This window comes from Proteus sp. G2674 (assembly GCF_009915195.1).
Classification (GTDB): domain Bacteria; phylum Pseudomonadota; class Gammaproteobacteria; order Enterobacterales; family Enterobacteriaceae; genus Proteus; species Proteus mirabilis.
The window spans coordinates 1-19,073 of the sequence record NZ_JAABLS010000032.1 but is presented as its reverse complement, the minus strand read 5'-3'; the positions used below and the strand labels follow the sequence as shown (position 1 = coordinate 19,073).

Genomic DNA, 19,073 nt, shown 5'->3' with positions numbered 1-19,073 from the left:
GGAGGTGCTTATGCTTAATCACGAATTAGAGCTTAGTCTTAACATTGCATTCGCGAAAGCCCGTGATAACAGACACGAATTTATGACTGTAGAGCACCTGTTGCTGGCGCTATTAAGTAACAAATCGGCGCGTGAAGCATTGGAAGCTTGTAAAGTCGATTTAGCAGTCTTACGCGAAGAGCTTGAAATCTTTATTCGTAAAACGACACCTATTTTACCCGAGCATGTCGATAGAGAAACACAGCCAACCTTGAGTTTCCAACGTGTATTACAACGTGCTGTGTTCCATGTGCAATCTTCAGGTAAAAATGAAGTTTCCGGTGCCAATGTGCTAGTGGCGATTTTTAGTGAGCAAGAGTCTCACGCCGCTTATCTACTACGTAAACATGATGTTAGCCGTCTTGATGTGGTTAATTTTATCTCTCATGGCATTTTAAAAGATGATCAACAAAACAGTGATGATCAGTCTGATATGGGCGATATAAATGCACAATCTCAACAAGAGATGCCACAAGGCGATGATCGCATGGATAATTTTACCACTAACTTAAACCAGTTGGCGCGTCAGGGTAAAATTGATCCACTTATCGGCCGTCAAGCGGAATTAGAAAGAACGATACAAGTCTTATGTCGTCGACGTAAAAATAACCCATTACTGGTCGGTGAATCGGGCGTCGGTAAAACGGCAATTGCAGAAGGGCTCGCATGGCGTATTGAACAAAATGATGTGCCTGATGTGATGAAAGGCTGTACGCTCTATTCCCTTGATATTGGATCTTTATTAGCAGGAACCAAATATCGTGGTGATTTCGAAAAACGCTTTAAAGCGTTATTGAAAACACTTGAAAAAGATGAAAAAAGTATCTTATTTATCGATGAAATTCATACCATCATTGGTGCTGGTGCTGCCTCTGGTGGGCAAGTTGATGCCGCTAACTTAATTAAACCACTATTATCAAGTGGTCGTATTCGTGTGATTGGTTCAACCACTTATCAAGAATTTAGTCAGATCTTTGAAAAAGATCGCGCCTTGGCTCGTCGTTTCCAAAAAATTGATGTAATTGAGCCTTCGGCAGATGAAACCGTATTAATTATTAAGGGATTGCGTCAGAAGTATGAAGCACATCACGATGTGCGTTATACCAATAAGGCAATTCAGGCAGCTGTTGATTTATCAGTTAAATACATTACTGATAGACACCTTCCTGATAAAGCCATTGATGTTATTGATGAAGCTGGTGCGAAAACCCGTTTAATTGCACCAAGCAAACGTAAAAAGACGATTAATGTCTCTGATATTGAATCGGTAGTAGCAAAAATTGCCCGTATTCCAGAAAAAACGGTTTCTAGCAGTGATAAGTCAATGCTAAAAAATCTGGATAACCAATTAAAAATGTTGGTGTTCGGTCAAGATCAAGCTATTCATGCCTTGGCTGAATCTATCAAAATGAGCCGAGCAGGTTTAGGGCAAGAGAATAAGCCGGTTGGCTCTTTCCTATTTGCCGGACCTACTGGGGTGGGTAAAACAGAAGTAACGGTCCAGTTGGCGAAAGCGCTTAATATTAAGCTACTGCGCTTTGATATGTCTGAATATATGGAACGACATACGGTAAGTCGTTTAATTGGGGCACCTCCTGGTTATGTTGGTTTTGATCAAGGTGGATTACTCACAGATGCGGTGATTAAAAACCCTTATTCTGTAGTGTTACTTGATGAGATTGAAAAAGCACATCCTGATGTGTTTAACATTCTGCTACAAGTGATGGATAACGGAACACTTACTGATAATAATGGCCGTAAAGCTGATTTTCGTAATGTGATTTTGGTGATGACAACCAATGCGGGTGTTCATGAAACGCAACGTAAATCGATAGGGTTTACTGAACAAGATCATAGCACTGATGCCATGGTTGAAATCAAAAAAGCGTTTTCCCCAGAGTTTCGTAACCGTTTAGATGGCATTATTTGGTTTAATGCGCTATCAGCCGATATTATTGCTATGGTGGTTGATAAATTTATTGTCGAGTTACAAGCTCAATTGGATGATAAAGGGGTATCGCTAGAGGTAAGTCAAGAAGCTCGCCAATGGTTAAGTGATAAAGGTTACGATAAAGCAATGGGAGCAAGACCTATGGCGCGCGTAATTCAAGAAAATCTGAAAAAACCATTAGCCAATGAAATTCTGTTTGGCTCGTTAGTTAATGGCGGATCGGTTTCTGTGACCTTAAATGACCAAGAAAATAAATTACAGTACCAATTTACTAGCCAAGAAAAATTGGCTAAAAAAGAAGATACCGTTATTTAATAATAGCGGTTTATCTTAGGCTAAAAAGCAGACACCACAGGTCAGCATCAATTCATGCTTTGCCTGTGGTGTTTTTTTTCACCCGAAATGATGATATTGCGGGAGAGAATGGATTGGGATCAACGGCTACGGAAGATGATACGGCCTTTGCTCAGGTCATATGGGGTCAGCTCAACGGTAACCTTGTCGCCTGTCAGGATACGAATATAGTTTTTACGCATTTTTCCTGAAATATGAGCGGTAACGACGTGTCCGTTTTCTAATTCTACACGGAACATCGTGTTTGGCAGAGTATCCAGTACAGTGCCTTGCATTTCAATGTTGTCTTCTTTGGCCATCTAATCCTCTAAGTTTTAATAACCATATTTTTTAAACGGCAAGATAATGCCGAAAATATTGTCCTATGTAAAGGAATGTTATTGGTTAACAAAGATGTTTGCTTTGCTAACAAGTTAATATTCCTTACCGTTACTTGTGTTTTAGTTGCTGAAAAACAAGGTTAATAACACAAGTCATAATTCTTTATTGTGCGGTATTTATTGCAATAAAATAACAACATCCAAACCACACTTTGGATGTGCAAGATGAATTTTTGTATAGACCACAGCAGTGAAATTCTATTTAAAATCTGATGGGCTTTACAAAAACGAGTGGTGATTATAATTCCAACGATTGCTGATACCAACACTTTTTATCAATAATCACCTTTTTCCAACGAGATAGCGCCTCTAAATAGCGATCTCTGGCAATTTCTATCGCACCTAATGCTGCCGTATGAGAGTTTAACACTTGGCAATCAAATAGTTGACCCCCATAACGCAGAAAATGGTTATAAAAAGCAACAAAGGCACATTTAGAAGCATTATTTCGACGACTAAACATTGATTCACCGCAGAAAACGGCACCAACGTTAACTCCATATAAACCACCGACCAATTCGTCGCCCTCCCAAACTTCTACCGAATGGGCTTCTCCTTGTTGGTGCAATGCCCGATAGCCGTTTTTTATATCAGGGCCTATCCAAGTTCCCTCATCACGTATACTACAGGCCTCAATGACATCAGAGAATGCCTGATTTAAGGTGATGGTATAAGGCGCTTGGCGTAAAAACTTACGTAACGTACGACCAATATGCAATGTTCCTGCGGGTAAGACGGCTCGGGGATCGGGTGACCACCATAACGGCGTTTCATGAGGTGTATACCAAGGGAAAATCCCCGTTTGATAAGCCTCTTTCAAACGAGCAGGGGAAATATCGCCGCCAATTGCCAATAACCCACTTGGCTCTTTTAAAGCCAAATGGGGGGCAGGAAAAGTCACATCGTGTTCATCTAATTGAAACAACGGCATATTACGCCTCATCATGTGGCATTAACAATGCTTGTCTTTGATGAAATTTAGCATACTGACCTTGCTGTTGTAATAACTGACGATGCGTGCCGGTTTCGACAATGTGACCGCCATCCATCACACAAATTTTATCCATTTTATCTAACCCAGAAAGCCGGTGGGTGATCATTAATACCGCTTTGCCTTGGCAATGTTGCTGTAATAGCGCGAGGATCTGTTGCTCTGTATCTGCATCAAGACCTTCTGTTGGCTCATCAAGTAAGATAAGTGGTGCATTATGGAGTATGGCTCTTGCCAGCCCTAAACGTCGTTGTTCGCCTCCAGAAAGCTGTCTTCCACCATCACCCATCCATGCATTTAAACCTTCATCATTTTCGACCAGTTGTTCAAGACCAACTTGGCGTAGAACATGAGTAAGCTCTTCATCTGTCGCATCTTCTTTTGCCATAATTAAGTTCTCTCTTAAAGTATGGCTAAAAACATGCACACGTTGAGGTACAACAGACATCATTGAACGTAATGTCGCTTCATCATAATCAGCAAGAGATAAATGATTTAATGTGATCACGCCCTGAGAGGGATCGAACACGCGATTGACTAATTGTAAGAGTGTAGATTTACCACAACCCGTTTTACCGAGTAATGCCACATGTTGTCCTGCTTCAATGGTGAGATCAACATGATTGATCACAGGCATGGGTTGATTAGGATAGGTAAAGCAGACATCCCGTAGTGTTAATGAGGCGCTCGGTTTTATCTCTCCCCCTTGGGCTGGGAAGGTGACATCGGGTTGTTGCTCAATTAAATGTGTAATACGCGTAGCCGATGTCATGACTTGCCCTAAATGTTGAAATGCGACAGTCACCGGGCCGAGCGATTCAAATGCCGCTAATGCACAGAAAGTAAAGAGAGCGATGAGTGCTTCTGGCATAAAGTGGGCATCAATACCATCGGCAGCTAACCATAAAATCAGTGTGGCGGTTAATCCCGAGGCTAAAATCATTAGCGATTGAGATAAACCAGTTAAGTTAGCTTGTTGTGCTTGACGGCGCAGCCAGCGTGCTTCAAGTTGCGCTAAATTTTGTCTAAAGCGGGGAAGGGCGCCAAAAATTGTTAATTCAGCTTGCCCTTGTAACATACTGGTGAGTACGGTGCGATATTGCCCTCTTAGGTCTGTGAGATCACGACCAATGGGCTTTCCGGCATAATAAAATACAAAAGGTAATACCACCAGCAGGGTGAGCATAATACCACCTAGCGTATTTGCTAAGCGAGCATCAATAAGCCCAAGCCCAAACATAATGGTCATGATAACCACAAAGGCGGCAATTATCGGTGAGATCACCCGGATATAAAGGTGATCTAAGGTTTCAACATCAGCCACTAAACGGTTAAGTAATTCACCTTGACGAAAACGGGCGATCCCCCCAGGAGAGAGCGGTAAAATTTTCTTAAAAGTGAAAACACGCAAGTGTGAGAGTACACGAAAGGTGGCATCATGACTGACAAGACGCTCAAAATAACGCCCCGCAGTACGAAATATTGCCGCACCTCGTACCCCAGCGGCGGGTAACATATAGTTAAAACTATAAATGCCCGCAAAACCCGCTAATGACGTGCCCGCTAAGAACCAGCCAGAAAGTGTTAAAAGGCCAATACTGGCTAACAATGTTAAAATTGCCAACAAAATACCCAGTAACAGCATAAACCAGTGACGACGGTATAATGCGAGAAAAGGAAGCAGTACTCTCATGATCAAAGTTCCTCTTTACGATGAGCAAGAAGACGAGCAAAGGCACCATGTTGTTGACTGAGTGACTGATAAGTCCCAGTTTCAATGATTTGCCCTTTTTCCATTACCCAAATCTGATCATATTCCATCGTTTCTTCTAATAAGTGGGTAATCAACAGCGTCGTTTGATGTAATGAAGCTTCATTAAGCGCTTGCATAACGCGCTGTTCACTGTGAGAGTCTAAACTTGCTGCTGGCTCATCTAATAATAAAAAGTGACAAGGTGATAAAAGGGCGCGAGCTACCGCAATACGTTGGGCTTGACCAACAGAAAGACGGGCAGCATTATCACCAATAATGGTGTTTAAACCATCCGGTAATTCGTTAATAAAATCACTTACATAAGCTTTTTCAATAGCTTGATTTATCTTCGCTTCACTGGCGTTCGGATCACTTAAACGAATATTATCCAGCAGGGTTTGCTCTGGTAAGTTAGGGTTTTGTCCCACCCAGCTGATACATTGGCGCCATGCCTGTGGAGAGAGTTGAGTTAACTCAACACCATTGACGGTTAATGAGCCACGATAAGGTAAAAAACCTAACAATACATTAAGTAATGAGCTCTTACCTGCGCCACTTTGCCCGACCAGCGCAATACGCTGTTTGGGATGAATGGTAAAGTTAAGAGGGCCTGCCAGTTTGGCTCCTTGATGTGACAAAATTTCTAATTGCTGGGCAACTATTTCAATACCTTGGTCGGTATTAATAGTTTGATTACCCGTAGGTTGGGGCTGTTCACCTTCAGTTTCTAAAAACTCAACCAAGGAGCCAGCTGCACCTACCGCCTGTGCTTTAGCATGATAATAGGTGCCTAAGTCGCGTAATGGTTGGAAAAACTCAGGGGCAAGGATCAGGGCTAAAAAACCAGAAAATAACGTCACGCCTAACCCATAATCACCAAAGCTCAATTCTCCAAGATAGGAAAAACCAAAATAGACCGCGACGACCGCAATGGATACGGCGGTAAAGAATTCTAATACGCCAGAAGAGAGAAATGCCATACGTAGCACTTCCATGGTTCGCTTACGAAAGTCTTCCGTTGCATCCGTTATCTGTTTTACTTCTGCATCACCACGGTTGAATAGGCGCAATGTATCCAAACCACGTAATCTATCAAGGAAGTTGCCACTTAAGCGACCTAAGGCAAGAAAATTACGCCGGTTAGCATCTGCTGCGCCTAAGCCAACTAACGCCATAAATAAAGGAATAAGAGGGGCTGTGACAAAAAGAATTAATCCTGCGGCCCAATTAATAGGAAAAATGGTAATAAGAATCAGCAAAGGTACAATAGAGGCGAGATACATTTGCGGCAGATAACGCGCATAGTAATCTTGCATATCTTCTATTTGTTCTAGAATAATCGTTGCCCAACTTCCTGCGGGCTTGCCTTTGACCCATACAGGGCCTAGCGCTTCAAGTCTATCAAGTACTATTTTGCGAATTTGCTGTCTGACCGCCATACCACAGCGATAGCCTACACGTTCGCGTATCGCCATCACGACAGCGCGTAAAATAAAGATGCTGATAAGGATAAGAAAAGTAGTAGTATGTGTATCACGACTTAGCCCATCCATAATGAACGCTTGTAGTAGAATGGCTAATAACCATGCTTGCGCAATAATTAATAAACCACTGACTACCCCTAAAATCATTGATAGCCGTAACCAACGGCGGGCTGGAGCACTTTGCTGTTTCAGCCATCGAACCAATTCATTTTGTTTAGTTTTATCCATGAGAAAAGATTCAAATCTGCAGGTGAGATACAAAGTATCAAAAACGCCAAGAATAATAATGATTACTCTTTAACGACCAAGCTAGTATGTTACATGGTAAAAGGCGCTACTGAAATAGCGCCTTGAAAGGAAGTGAGGATTTTAGTTAGATTTTAGTGCGTCTAAGTAACGTTCTGCATCTAAAGCAGCCATACAACCTGTACCTGCTGAGGTAATGGCTTGACGATAAATATGATCCATTACATCACCTGCGGCAAAAACACCTTCAATAGATGTTTGGGTAGCATTGCCTTGCGTACCGGATTGAACTTTAATGTAACCGTTGTCTAAGGCTAATTGATCTTCAAAAATTGCCGTGTTAGGGCTATGACCAATAGCAATAAAGACGCCCATGACCTCTAGCTCTTCGGTTTTATCACTTTTCGTATCTTTTAAGCGCACTTTAGTGACACCCATATCATCACCTAACACTTCATCTAAGGTACGATCGGTATGCAAAATGATATTGCCATTCTTAACTTTGTCCATTAAACGGTCAATTAAGATTTTTTCAGAGCGGAATGAATCGCGGCGGTGGATTAGGTGCACTTCTGAGGCGATATTTGCTAAATACAGTGCTTCTTCTACGGCAGTATTACCGCCACCGACAACAGCAACTTTCTGGTTACGATAGAAAAAGCCATCACAGGTTGCACAGGCAGAAACACCACGGCCTTTAAATGCTTCTTCAGAAGGTAAACCGATATAACGTGCTGATGCCCCTGTTGCAATGATCAAGGCATCACAAGTATATTCTTGTTCATCACCAAATAGGCGGAAAGGTCGGTTTTTCAGATCGACTTTGTTGATATGGTCAGAGATAATCTCGGTATTAAATTTTTCAGCGTGCTGAAACATGCGATCCATTAAACCAGGACCAGTTAATCCTTCAGGGTCGCCAGGCCAGTTTTCAACTTCAGTTGTGGTAGTGAGCTGTCCTCCTTTTTCAACACCCGTAATCAGCACGGGTTCTAGGTTAGCTCGTGCTGCATAAACTGCTGCAGTATAGCCGGCAGGACCTGAACCTAAAATAATAAGTTTGCTATGTTTGATGGTGCTCATGGATACCTCATCTTTGATTAGGCTTGATGCGAATTGAGCGATTGTAGGAGAAATAAGACGTTAAAAAAAGCCAAGAAAGGGAAATAGCGATAATATTTTAACTATTTTAGCAATAGTTAATAGTAATATAGTTTAATAATTATAGAGTTATATTGCGTTAACATCATCGAATTAACCTGAAACATTTTGCTTTACAATTGCTGTTTATCTTGCATATATAGACAATAACATAGCGCCTTGTTCTGATTTTTGCTCATTTGCTTTGACAATCCGCTGTACATTTGCGAAAACATGACTGTAAAAGATAATTATCCTCAGACGTAATAGGTATTATTTTTAGACAGACAGGGCATAGGATAGTGCTTTTGCAAGATGAATAGATAAAAATTTGGATAAAATGATTGTTTTATCTGGCATTAAATAAAAATAGATTGGTAGTTTGCTCTGACCGTTTGATACCGAGGTCTCAATATGATGCTGAAGGTGTACAGGTATGGGTATAGGAAAATAAAGTAAGAGAAAAAGAGAAAGAGAGTATAGAGATGATTGATAATAAAAAACGTCCGGGTAAAGATCTTGATAGAATAGACCGGAATATTCTAAATGAGCTTCAAAAAGATGGTCGTATCTCAAACGTTGAGCTGTCTAAACGCGTTGGTTTATCACCAACTCCATGTTTAGAGCGTGTACGCCGATTAGAACGCCAAGGATTTATTTCTGGTTATACTGCGCTATTAAACCCCCATTACCTAGATGCATCTCTGTTGGTATTTGTGGAAATCACATTAAACCGTGGTGCACCAGATGTCTTTGAACAATTTAATATGGCTGTTCAAAAACTTGAAGAGATCCAAGAATGTCATTTAGTTTCTGGTGACTTTGACTATCTGTTGAAAACTCGTGTACCTGATATGTCTGCTTATCGTAAATTATTAGGCGAAACGCTATTACGTCTTCCTGGTGTAAACGACACCCGCACTTATGTGGTGATGGAAGAAGTAAAACAAAGCAATCGCCTAGTGATTAAAACACGCTAAGCCTGCTAATAGGTTAGTGCAAAACAGGATAAAGTTAGGTACACTCCTGTTTATGTATACAGTTTCAACGCTGGGTTATCTCAGCGTTGTTCCGTTTAAACCTTAAGTGAAACCTGGAGAGCCCTCTTTGAGCCAGGAATATACAGAAGATAAAAATATTCGTTTTACTAAGATAAGTAACCGCCGTCGTATTTGGGAAGCCCTTCTTATTTTGATAGGCATTGGTGCTATCTTTTTAATGATTTCTTTACTGAGCTTCCATCCAGCCGATCCGAGTTGGTCACAAACCACGTGGAATGAACCTATTCAAAACTTAGGTGGCAATATTGGTGCATGGCTTGCTGATATCCTTTTTTCAGCATTTGGCTTGCTCGCTTATGCAATCCCTATTGTGGTGGTATTTGGTTGCTGGAATGCATTACGTCATCAAAAAAATCGTGAATACACAGATTTTTTCTCCCTTGCATTACGTACAATTGGTGCCTTGGCTCTGGTTCTTACATCTTGTGCGTTAGCTGATCTTAATTTTGATGATATCTACAATTTTAGCTCTGGTGGGGTGATTGGTAGCTTATTTAGCAAGGCATTGCTACCTTGGTTTAATATGCTAGGTGCAACACTGGCGCTACTATCAGTATGGGCGATAGGCTTTACGCTATTTACTGGCTGGTCATGGCTGACGATTACCGAAAAGATTGGTGCGGTTATCTTAGGTGCGGTTGCTTTTATTACTAATCGTGGTCAAAAAGATATTGATTATGATGATTATGAAGAACCCGCCGATCCTGCTCAGGCAGATCCTGAGGCGCTGGTGGATAACAACACCCAGCCAGAACATCAACTTTCTGCGCAAATAGAACCAGATAGTGATGATATTCTCTTTTCTGCACCTTCCGCCCTTGAGTTAGCGCGTCAGCAAGAAATGGCGATCACGCCACAACATGATGATATAACTGAAACTTCAGAAGTTGCTAGCGGATCTGCAACCCCAACGATTTCAGCCACAGAGACAGTTATCGCTGAGGCGCACGAGAGCAAAGAGCGGGCAGAGCATATTGTTGATAATCAACAACCGACGCATGCCACAACCCATGATGCAGAAGTAACACCGATGGCTACTCATGACGCTAGCCCAGTCACTGAGCCTGAACCTGAACACTATCGCTTTGAAATACCATCGGCATTTCTTAAGCAACAAGCGCATTCCTCTGACTCTATGGCAGACAATGGTGTCGTGACAGAAGAAGTACCGACAACCATGCCATTGACGGAAAACAAACCTATTGAAACAAACGAAGCGTCAATTGTCTCGCAAAAAACAGCGGCGGATAATAGCGACCATAGTGCATCATTATTTACGCCATCTGCTACATCAGCTACATCAACAGATAGCAATTCAGCTTCATTAACTCAAACAGCCGCCAGTGTTGCCAGTGTGGCAACAGCAGCAATAGTCAGTCACGGTGCACAAGTTAAACAAGGATTAGGGCCTGAATTACCTCGACCAAATCCGGTACGATTACCAACGCGTCGAGAGCTTTATGGTATTCGTATCCCATCACAACGTGAGGCGGAATTACGCCGCCGTGAAGAAGCGCTTCAACAAGATCATGAAGACGATTTAGCGGATATACAAGAGCAGGCTAATTTCGAACAATCGTTACGTCAGCAATTTCTTGAGCAACAACGTGAGCGCTATGGTGAGGATACATCAGCAACACAAAATGTTGAGCCAACCATCACGATGTCATCAGCGACATCTAGCTCGCAGTCAACCTATGACGAGTATGACGAGTCTGATAATCAACCTTTCATTGATACCCATACCTTTTCTGCGCAAGAAACAGAAGAGGAGAGTGATGAGTATGAACAACACCTCGCTGAGCAGTTTAAGCAACAACTGCAAGAACGCTACGGTGAGGATGTTTTACAGGATGAAGATGACGAGGTATTGCCATCAGTCACGACTGGATCATCCGAAACGCCAGCCTCGGCACAAGGGTATCATCCCCATATTCAGCACTCTTTTGCGGCTCAACCTACCCCTGTTACTCAACAGACTGATAACAGCACTCTTTATCCTAACAGTGATGCATTCTTACAAGTATCACCTCGTGATGATGAAGAAGAGGAATACACACCGACTATCGAGTTACAAGAAAATCTTGATGCATTAGGCTCGTTATCACCGGTGGATGATTTGTTAGATGAAGAGCCTGCAGAGCCTGTTTTTACGCCGATGGTAACCCCTGCAGAGCCAGTATCTTCTGTATCTTCTGTAGGGCAAACACCTATTGAGCCTCAAGCACAGATGGCTCAACATTTTGCACAGCAACAGCAACAGCAACAGCAACAGCAACAGCAACAGCAACAGCAACAGCAACAGCAACAACAGTCATTAATTCATCCGTTATTAATGCGCAATGATAGGCCGTTACAAAAACCAACAACACCAATGCCATCACTTGACTTATTAACCTCTCCTCCTATGGATGATGAACCTGTCGATATGTTTGAGCTTGAGCGTATTGGTAAGTTAATTGAAGCGCGTTTAAATGACTACCGTGTTAAAGCAAAAGTGGTTGGCATTTCACCGGGACCGGTGATCACCCGTTTTGAGCTAGAGCTAGCGCCTGGTGTAAAAGCTGCACGTATTTCAAATCTATCCCGCGACTTAGCACGTTCACTTTCCACGACGGCAGTGCGTATTGTTGAAGTTATACCGGGCAAACCTTATGTTGGACTTGAGTTACCAAACAAAAAACGCCAAACCGTCTATATGCGTGAACTATTAGATAGTGATGCATTCCGTGACAGTCGTTCACCATTAACTGTGGTACTAGGGAAAGATATCGGTGGGCAACCTGTGGTTGCTAACTTGGCTAAAATGCCTCACTTACTGGTTGCAGGTACTACAGGTTCGGGTAAATCTGTTGGGGTGAATGCGATGATCATCAGCATTCTCTATAAAGCGAAGCCAGAAGATGTACGCTTTATTATGATTGACCCGAAAATGTTGGAATTATCGGTTTATGAAGGTATTCCGCACCTGTTAACCGAAGTGGTGACAGATATGAAAGATGCTGCGAGTGCTTTGCGCTGGAGTGTCGCAGAAATGGAACGCCGTTATAAATTAATGTCCGCATTAGGGGTACGTAACCTTGCGGGCTATAACGAAAAAATTAAAGAAGCGGAAGCCATGGGGCGTCCAATTCCAGATCCACTATGGAAACCTTCTGACAGCATGGCACCTGAGTTGCCTATGTTAGAAAAAGAGCCTTATATTGTGGTCATCGTCGATGAGTTTGCTGATCTAATGATGACCGCGGGTAAAAAAGTGGAAGAATTAATTGCTCGCTTAGCACAGAAAGCACGTGCGGCGGGAATTCACTTAGTATTAGCCACTCAGCGCCCTTCAGTGGATATTATTACTGGTTTAATTAAAGCGAATATTCCAAGTCGCATCGCATTTACTGTATCGAGTAAAATCGACTCGCGCACTATTTTAGACCAAGGTGGCGCGGAATCCTTATTAGGCATGGGTGATATGCTTTATGCCCCTAATGGCTATATGCCAGAGCGTGTACATGGTGCATTTGTCAGCGATGATGAAGTACATGCGGTTGCAACAGACTGGAAAGCACGTGGCAGACCTCAATATATTGAAGCCATTACCAAATGTGGTGAAGAAGGCGAAGGTGGCAATGGTGGTGGTTATGATGATGGTGAAGAGCTTGATCCGCTATTTGATCAGGCCGTAGAATTTGTGGTTGAAAAACAGCGAGTCTCCATTTCCGGTGTACAGCGTCAATTTAGAATTGGCTATAACCGTGCAGCCAGAATTGTTGAGCAGATGGAGATGCAGGGTATTGTCAGTGCACCTAATCACAATAATACGCGTGATGTATTATCACCACCGCCAGCAGAAATGTAATATCTTGAAAACAGAGTTATCAGCGCTTAAATCAGCATGATAATCTAATAAATATCACTATAACTTATACGCCGACATGATGTCGGCGTAATCTCAGTCAGAGGCGTGTTGAATGAAAAAAGTATTACTCACAGTCTGTGCTATCGCGTTGTTTGGTAGCCAAGCCGCTTGGGCGGATGCTCGTCAAGACTTACAACAACGTCTTAATAAAGTGAATAGCTTTCAGGCTAACTTTAGTCAAACGGTGACCAGTAACGAAGGTGCGTTAATTCAAAAAGGGGAAGGACATTTAAAAGTACAGCGTCCTGATCTGTTTAATTGGCAAATGACGGCACCGGATGAGAGCACACTAATTTCTGATGGTAAAACATTGTGGTTTTATAACCCATTTGTCGAACAAGTGACGGCAACTTGGTTAGAGAGTGCCACAACGAATACCCCTTTTATGTTGATTGCGCGTAATGATAGTAAAGAATGGCAAAATTACGATGTTAAGCAAAATGGTGATCGCTTTGAATTAACCCCTAAAACAGAGAACAATTTAAAGCACTTTTCTATTACCGTTTCACCTAATGGTCAAATCCAACAATTTGCGGCTACAGAGCAAGATGGGCAAGTCAGCCAATACCAATTAACGGCACAAAAGGTCGCACCCATTGATGCATCAGCGTTCCGCTTTACACCACCCGCGGGTGTGACGGTGGATGACCAACGCTAGTGAGGCTATTTTGAGTAATTTATCACTCGACTTTTCACAAAATGAATTTCAACCTCTGGCCGCGAGAATGCGGCCTGAAACATTAGAACAGTATATTGGGCAGAAGCATCTACTCGCTGAAGGTAAACCGCTACCACGGGCGATAAAAGCAGGCCAATTACATTCAATGATCTTATGGGGACCACCGGGTACAGGAAAAACCACATTAGCTGAAATTATCGGGCGCTATGCCCAAGCGGATATAGAAAGACTTTCTGCGGTGACGTCAGGGATCAAAGAGATCAGGGCCGCCATTGACATAGCGCACCAAAATAGAAATGCGGGGCGTAGAACCATCCTATTTGTTGATGAAGTTCATCGTTTTAATAAAAGCCAACAAGACGCTTTTTTGCCACATATTGAAGATGGCACTATCACCTTTATTGGTGCAACAACGGAAAACCCTTCTTTTGAATTAAATTCGGCACTGCTATCACGTGCACGAGTTTACCTGCTACGATCATTGACAGAAACAGACATTGAACAGGTATTACAGCAAGCATTAGATGATACTGAACGTGGTTTAGGTGGGCGTAACATTATTTTACCTGATAATACACGCAAAATGATTGCTGAATTAGTCAATGGTGATGCGCGCCGTTCACTCAATCTGCTTGAAATGATGGCTGATATGGCAGAAGTCGATAGCCAAGGCAAACGAACGCTAACAGCGGAATTATTAAAAGAAATTAGTGGTGAACGTAGCGCCCGTTTTGATAATAAAGGTGATCGATTTTACGATCTTATCTCTGCTTTGCATAAATCAGTACGTGGCTCGGCACCTGATGCAGCACTTTATTGGTATGCTCGTATCATCACTGCGGGGGGAGATCCACTGTATGTTGCTCGTCGCTTATTGGCTATTGCTTCAGAAGATGTCGGTAATGCAGATCCTCGTGCTATGCAAGTTGCCATCGCTGCATGGGATTGCTTTACGCGGGTAGGCCCTGCAGAAGGTGAACGTGCAATAGCACAAGCGATTGTTTATCTTGCTTGTGCGCCGAAAAGTAATGCCGTGTATACCGCTTATAAAGCCGCACTGGCAGATGCAAAAAGTAAACCTGATTATGATGTACCTGCACATTTACGTAACGCGCCAACGCAATTAATGAAAGAGATGGGTTTAGGTGCAGAGTATCGCTATGCTCATGATGAACCTAATGCTTATGCGGCAGGAGAGGTCTATTTTCCGGCTGAAATGGCACAAACGCGTTATTATCACCCTGTTAATCGAGGGTTAGAGATCAAGCTTGCTGAGAAATTAGACTGGCTTTCTCAGCAAGATCAAAATAGTGTGACAAAACGCTATCGCAAATTGTAAAGATGCGGTAAGGTTATTCAATCATTAGTAATTTTTTTAACTACCCCTTATCTCAGGTATCTTCGCGATAGGTAAACAAGAGAATGATAGGAGATAAGGTTTTTATTAATCTATCAATAAGCACAGGATAAGCATGCTCGATCCAAATCTACTGCGTAATGAGCTAGACGCGGTCGCCGAAAAACTGGCTCGCAGGGGGTTTACCCTCGATGTGGAAAAAATTCGTCAACAAGAAGAACGCCGTAAGGTGTTACAGGTTGAAACAGAATCCCTGCAAGCAGAACGTAATTCCCGATCGAAGTCTATTGGTGCTGCTAAAGCGCGTGGTGAAGATATTGAGCCACTTCGTCAGGAAGTTAACCAATTAGGTGAAAAACTTGAAGCGGCAAAAGCGGAATTAGATAAACTGCAAGCCGACATTCGTGACTATGCGTTAACTTTACCGAATCTGCCTCATGACTCTGTGCCTAATGGTAAAGATGACAGCGAGAACGTTGAAGTATTTCGTTGGGGTGAACCAAAGACTTATGACTTTGAATTAAAAGATCACGTTACTCTAGGTGAACTCACTGATGGTTTAGATTTCCCATCTGCCGTGAAAATCACCGGTTCACGTTTTGTTGTGATGAAAGGTCAAATTGCACGTTTACATCGCGCGATCGCCCAGTTCATGCTGAACTTGCATACAGAACAACATGGCTATCAAGAAATGTATGTGCCTTATTTAGTTAACCATGCCACTTTATATGGCACAGGACAGTTACCTAAATTCAGTGGTGATTTATTCCATACCAAACCACTTGAAGAAGAGTCTGAAAGCCAATATGCGCTGATCCCAACAGCAGAAGTACCTGTTACCAATATGGTTAGAGACGTTATTCTCGAAGAAGACGAACTACCATTGCGAATGACTGCACATACGCCATGTTTCCGCTCAGAAGCGGGCTCTTATGGCCGTGATACACGTGGTCTGATCCGTATGCACCAATTTGATAAAGTAGAGTTAGTACAAATTGTACATCCTGAAAAATCAATGGATGCATTAGAAGAGCTAACTGGCCATGCAGAGAAAGTGTTGCAATTGCTTAATCTGCCTTACCGTAAAGTGGTACTTTGTACAGGTGATATGGGCTTTGGTGCACGTAAAACCTATGACTTAGAAGTGTGGGTACCGGCACAAAATACCTACCGTGAAATTTCTTCATGCTCTAACTGCTGGGATTTCCAAGCACGCCGTATGCAAGCACGTTTCCGTGCTAAAGGTGACAAGAAAACTCAACTTGTGCACACTTTAAATGGTTCAGGTTTAGCTGTAGGGCGTACTTTAGTCGCCATTATGGAAAACTATCAAACTGCTGATGGTCGTATTGAAATTCCAGAAGTTTTACGTCCTTATATGAATGGCCTTGAGTATATTGGTTAATAAAAACCTAATTACTCAGTGGTTATAATATTAAAACCCCCTACTAAATAGGGGGTTTTTTAATGGTATAAAAAGCATCAAAAGACTAGTGGTGGTAATTTCTATTAACCTTTTAACCTGAGTATAATTTTATTAATGGTTTATATTCTGGCTATATACTAGCTTCAGTATCTAATACTTCAATGAGGTTGAGATAAGTAAGGCAACAAAGAGAAGAATACTTCTATTTTTCTGTCATTTGTCATATCAACAAAATCGTCCATTGCAATTTCTATAAAATCAATGGTGTTATTATCAATAGTGAATTTATACATTAAATGGCCACTCCAACTGCGATGAACATAGACACAGTTTTCTATACTATATGAAAGCCATTTATCTTCCATACATGCAGGTAACCAGCCGTTTAGTATATTTTTTTTAGCATCTTCAGTTAGGGAATAATTAATATGATGAATCAATGGTGTTTTTTCAAAATACTTTAGGTTCTTTAATATTTCTTTATTTATCATTTTTTATTCCACAAATAATAATTGTTATTACAGACTACCTAAATGGACTTAAATGATCAAAAGAAACATATAAATTTTTTCTCTTTAATACAGATGAAGGGTGACATTATTAATAAATAATAGCAGGTAGTTTTTTACTGATGATTTTTTAATAAAAGAGCGTTTTATTGCTATTAATATTATTTAATAACAGTTATCAGGTGCAGAAAAAACAGATGATTATTAAAAAATTCTTACTAAAATAAGTGAGATTAAATAAAAATATAATGCAATTTCCTATTGGTTAAACTGATCACAGCAGATCATCTCTATACTGCTACATTAAAATTATCGCTCAAGTTAATTTCAATTATCTTATGACGTTTCTATTTATTTAGAACCCTACTAAAGAGCCTATTGTATGATAATTTCTAAACAGCAGTTACACCAATTAATCAAAAATAAGTTACATAATGCAGGACTGAATGAAAACCATGCAGACATTGTTGCCGATGTATTAGTTCATGCTGATATGAAAGGAATTCATTCTCATGGTGCTGTACGTGTGGAATATTATGCTGAGCGCATTAGTAAGGGAGGAACAAATACGCATCCTAAGTTTACTTATCAAGAGACAGGACCTTGTAGTGCGATTTTTGATGGTGATAATGGTGCTGGACATGTTGCGGCTAAGCAGGCCATGGAGCACGCGATTAATATGGCACAAGAGAAAGGCATTGCTGTTGTTGGGGTTAGACGTATTGGTCATAGTGGGGCGTTATCCTACTTTGTAGAACAAGCCTCTGCATCTGGAATGATTGGTATTTCACTTTGTCAATCGGATCCTATGGTAGTGCCATTTGGTGGCTCTGAAGTGTATTATGGCACTAATCCTATCGCTTTTTCAGCCCCGAGTGCAGATCATAAACCTATTACCTTTGATATGGCGACAACAGTGCAGGCATGGGGTAAAATTCTTGATGCGCGAGCTAAACATAGTGACATTCCTGACACATGGGCGGTAGATGAAGCGGGCAAACCAACCTGTGATCCCTTTGCAGTAAAAGGTTTATTACCTATTGCGGGGCCAAAAGGCTATGGCTTGATGATGATGGTCGATGTATTGTCCGGTATTTTATTAGGATTACCCTTTGGTAAACATGTTAGCTCTATGTATCATGATTTGACACAAGGTCGTGAATTAGGTCAGCTCCACATTGTGATTAATCCAGCCTTCTTCACTGATGCTGATTTATTTAAAAAACACATTTCTCAAGTAATGGCTGAGCTACATAGTATTAAGCCTGCAGTCGGTTTTGAACGGGTATTATATCCTGGGGAAAATAGTCAGCTTGCAGCGCAGAGAAGCGAAAAAGAGGGGATAGAAATAGTTGACGAAATTTATCATTACTTAAATTCTGATGTATTATTTAATCAATCTTATGATAATAAAAACCCATTTGCCAGCTAAGTTATATTAATAAAAAAACAGCCATCCATTAATTAGGTGGCTGTTTTTTTGGTTATCCCAAATGACAAAATATTTAACTGACTAATTTACCGATATTCGATTCTGCGGTTTTATTTAAAGAAACTTTATTCCCACTATCACCATTATTGTCATTGTTATCAGTATGGTTATTAGTCATATTACCCATATTTTTCTGATAGAAAATATGGCGATATGATCCATACATTGCAGTAAAAGAGAGTGGAATAGTGATAAATAAGCCTAATCCAAATGGGATAATACTCAAGCCAATAATGATGCTTAACAGCACAAAGAATAGAAAGCCACCAAATAAGTTGTTTTTAACCGCCATAAAACT

13 protein-coding genes and 1 pseudogene are annotated in these 19,073 nt (G+C 41.4%); 7 read left to right on the top strand and 7 right to left on the bottom strand.

Annotation, left to right across the window (positions count from 1 at the left end; genetic code table 11):
- Nucleotides 1-10: 10 nt before the first annotated feature.
- Nucleotides 11-2,305, top strand: coding sequence for an ATP-dependent Clp protease ATP-binding subunit ClpA (gene clpA / locus GWI58_RS13620; protein WP_004244559.1), 2,295 nt, complete (start codon nucleotides 11-13; stop codon nucleotides 2,303-2,305).
- 119 nt (nucleotides 2,306-2,424) lie between these two features.
- Here the strand turns inward: clpA and infA are convergent, their stop codons facing one another.
- The 5 genes from infA to trxB all read right to left on the bottom strand — a co-directional run bounded on the left by infA (nucleotide 2,425) and on the right by trxB (nucleotide 8,281).
- Nucleotides 2,425-2,643, bottom strand: a complete 219-nt coding sequence (gene infA / locus GWI58_RS13615; RefSeq protein WP_004244560.1) for a translation initiation factor IF-1 — start codon at nucleotides 2,641-2,643, stop codon at nucleotides 2,425-2,427.
- Nucleotides 2,644-2,962: 319 nt separating this feature from the next.
- Complete coding sequence (gene aat / locus GWI58_RS13610; protein ID WP_036908220.1) at nucleotides 2,963-3,655, bottom strand: leucyl/phenylalanyl-tRNA--protein transferase; 693 nt, start codon at nucleotides 3,653-3,655, stop codon at nucleotides 2,963-2,965.
- A gap of 1 nt (nucleotide 3,656) precedes the next feature.
- Nucleotides 3,657-5,408 carry a heme ABC transporter ATP-binding protein/permease CydC gene (gene cydC / locus GWI58_RS13605; RefSeq protein WP_161769281.1) on the bottom strand — a complete coding sequence of 584 codons (1,752 nt, stop codon included), beginning with the start codon at nucleotides 5,406-5,408 and terminating at the stop codon, nucleotides 3,657-3,659.
- Nucleotides 5,409-5,410: 2 nt separating this feature from the next.
- The gene (gene cydD / locus GWI58_RS13600) at nucleotides 5,411-7,180 is read right to left on the bottom strand and encodes a heme ABC transporter permease/ATP-binding protein CydD (RefSeq protein ID WP_104836327.1); all 1,770 of its coding nucleotides are present in this window, start codon (nucleotides 7,178-7,180) and stop codon (nucleotides 5,411-5,413) included.
- 141 nt (nucleotides 7,181-7,321) lie between these two features.
- Nucleotides 7,322-8,281, bottom strand: coding sequence for a thioredoxin-disulfide reductase (trxB, locus tag GWI58_RS13595; protein ID WP_004247618.1), 960 nt, complete (start codon nucleotides 8,279-8,281; stop codon nucleotides 7,322-7,324).
- 542 nt (nucleotides 8,282-8,823) lie between these two features.
- On the opposite strand from trxB, the gene lrp reads away from it, so the two are divergent.
- From lrp to serS, 5 genes are all read left to right on the top strand, one after another.
- Complete coding sequence (lrp, locus tag GWI58_RS13590) at nucleotides 8,824-9,318, top strand: leucine-responsive transcriptional regulator Lrp (RefSeq protein WP_004244566.1); 495 nt, start codon at nucleotides 8,824-8,826, stop codon at nucleotides 9,316-9,318.
- A 127-nt stretch (nucleotides 9,319-9,445) separates the two neighbouring features.
- Nucleotides 9,446-13,252, top strand: coding sequence for a DNA translocase FtsK 4TM domain-containing protein (locus tag GWI58_RS13585; protein WP_161769280.1), 3,807 nt, complete (start codon nucleotides 9,446-9,448; stop codon nucleotides 13,250-13,252).
- Between the two features lie 112 nt (nucleotides 13,253-13,364).
- A complete protein-coding gene (gene lolA / locus GWI58_RS13580; RefSeq protein ID WP_004244569.1) occupies nucleotides 13,365-13,970 on the top strand; it encodes an outer membrane lipoprotein chaperone LolA in 606 nt (201 codons plus the stop codon).
- Nucleotides 13,971-13,980: 10 nt separating this feature from the next.
- Complete coding sequence (locus GWI58_RS13575; protein WP_012367706.1) at nucleotides 13,981-15,330, top strand: replication-associated recombination protein A; 1,350 nt, start codon at nucleotides 13,981-13,983, stop codon at nucleotides 15,328-15,330.
- 133 nt (nucleotides 15,331-15,463) lie between these two features.
- Nucleotides 15,464-16,753 (top strand): serine--tRNA ligase, encoded by a 1,290-nt coding sequence (gene serS / locus GWI58_RS13570; RefSeq protein WP_004244571.1) that lies wholly within the window; start codon nucleotides 15,464-15,466, stop codon nucleotides 16,751-16,753.
- Between the two features lie 179 nt (nucleotides 16,754-16,932).
- On the opposite strand, the gene GWI58_RS13565 is transcribed toward serS, so the two are convergent.
- Nucleotides 16,933-17,265 (bottom strand): hypothetical protein, encoded by a 333-nt coding sequence (locus GWI58_RS13565; RefSeq protein WP_017827048.1) that lies wholly within the window; start codon nucleotides 17,263-17,265, stop codon nucleotides 16,933-16,935.
- 400 nt (nucleotides 17,266-17,665) lie between these two features.
- Between GWI58_RS13565 and allD the strand changes: the two genes are divergently transcribed.
- Complete coding sequence (gene allD / locus GWI58_RS13560; protein WP_104836329.1) at nucleotides 17,666-18,715, top strand: ureidoglycolate dehydrogenase; 1,050 nt, start codon at nucleotides 17,666-17,668, stop codon at nucleotides 18,713-18,715.
- Nucleotides 18,716-18,788: 73 nt separating this feature from the next.
- Here the strand turns inward: allD and GWI58_RS13555 are convergent.
- Nucleotides 18,789-19,073 (bottom strand): annotated as a pseudogene (locus tag GWI58_RS13555) (BPSS1780 family membrane protein); the annotation flags it as partial.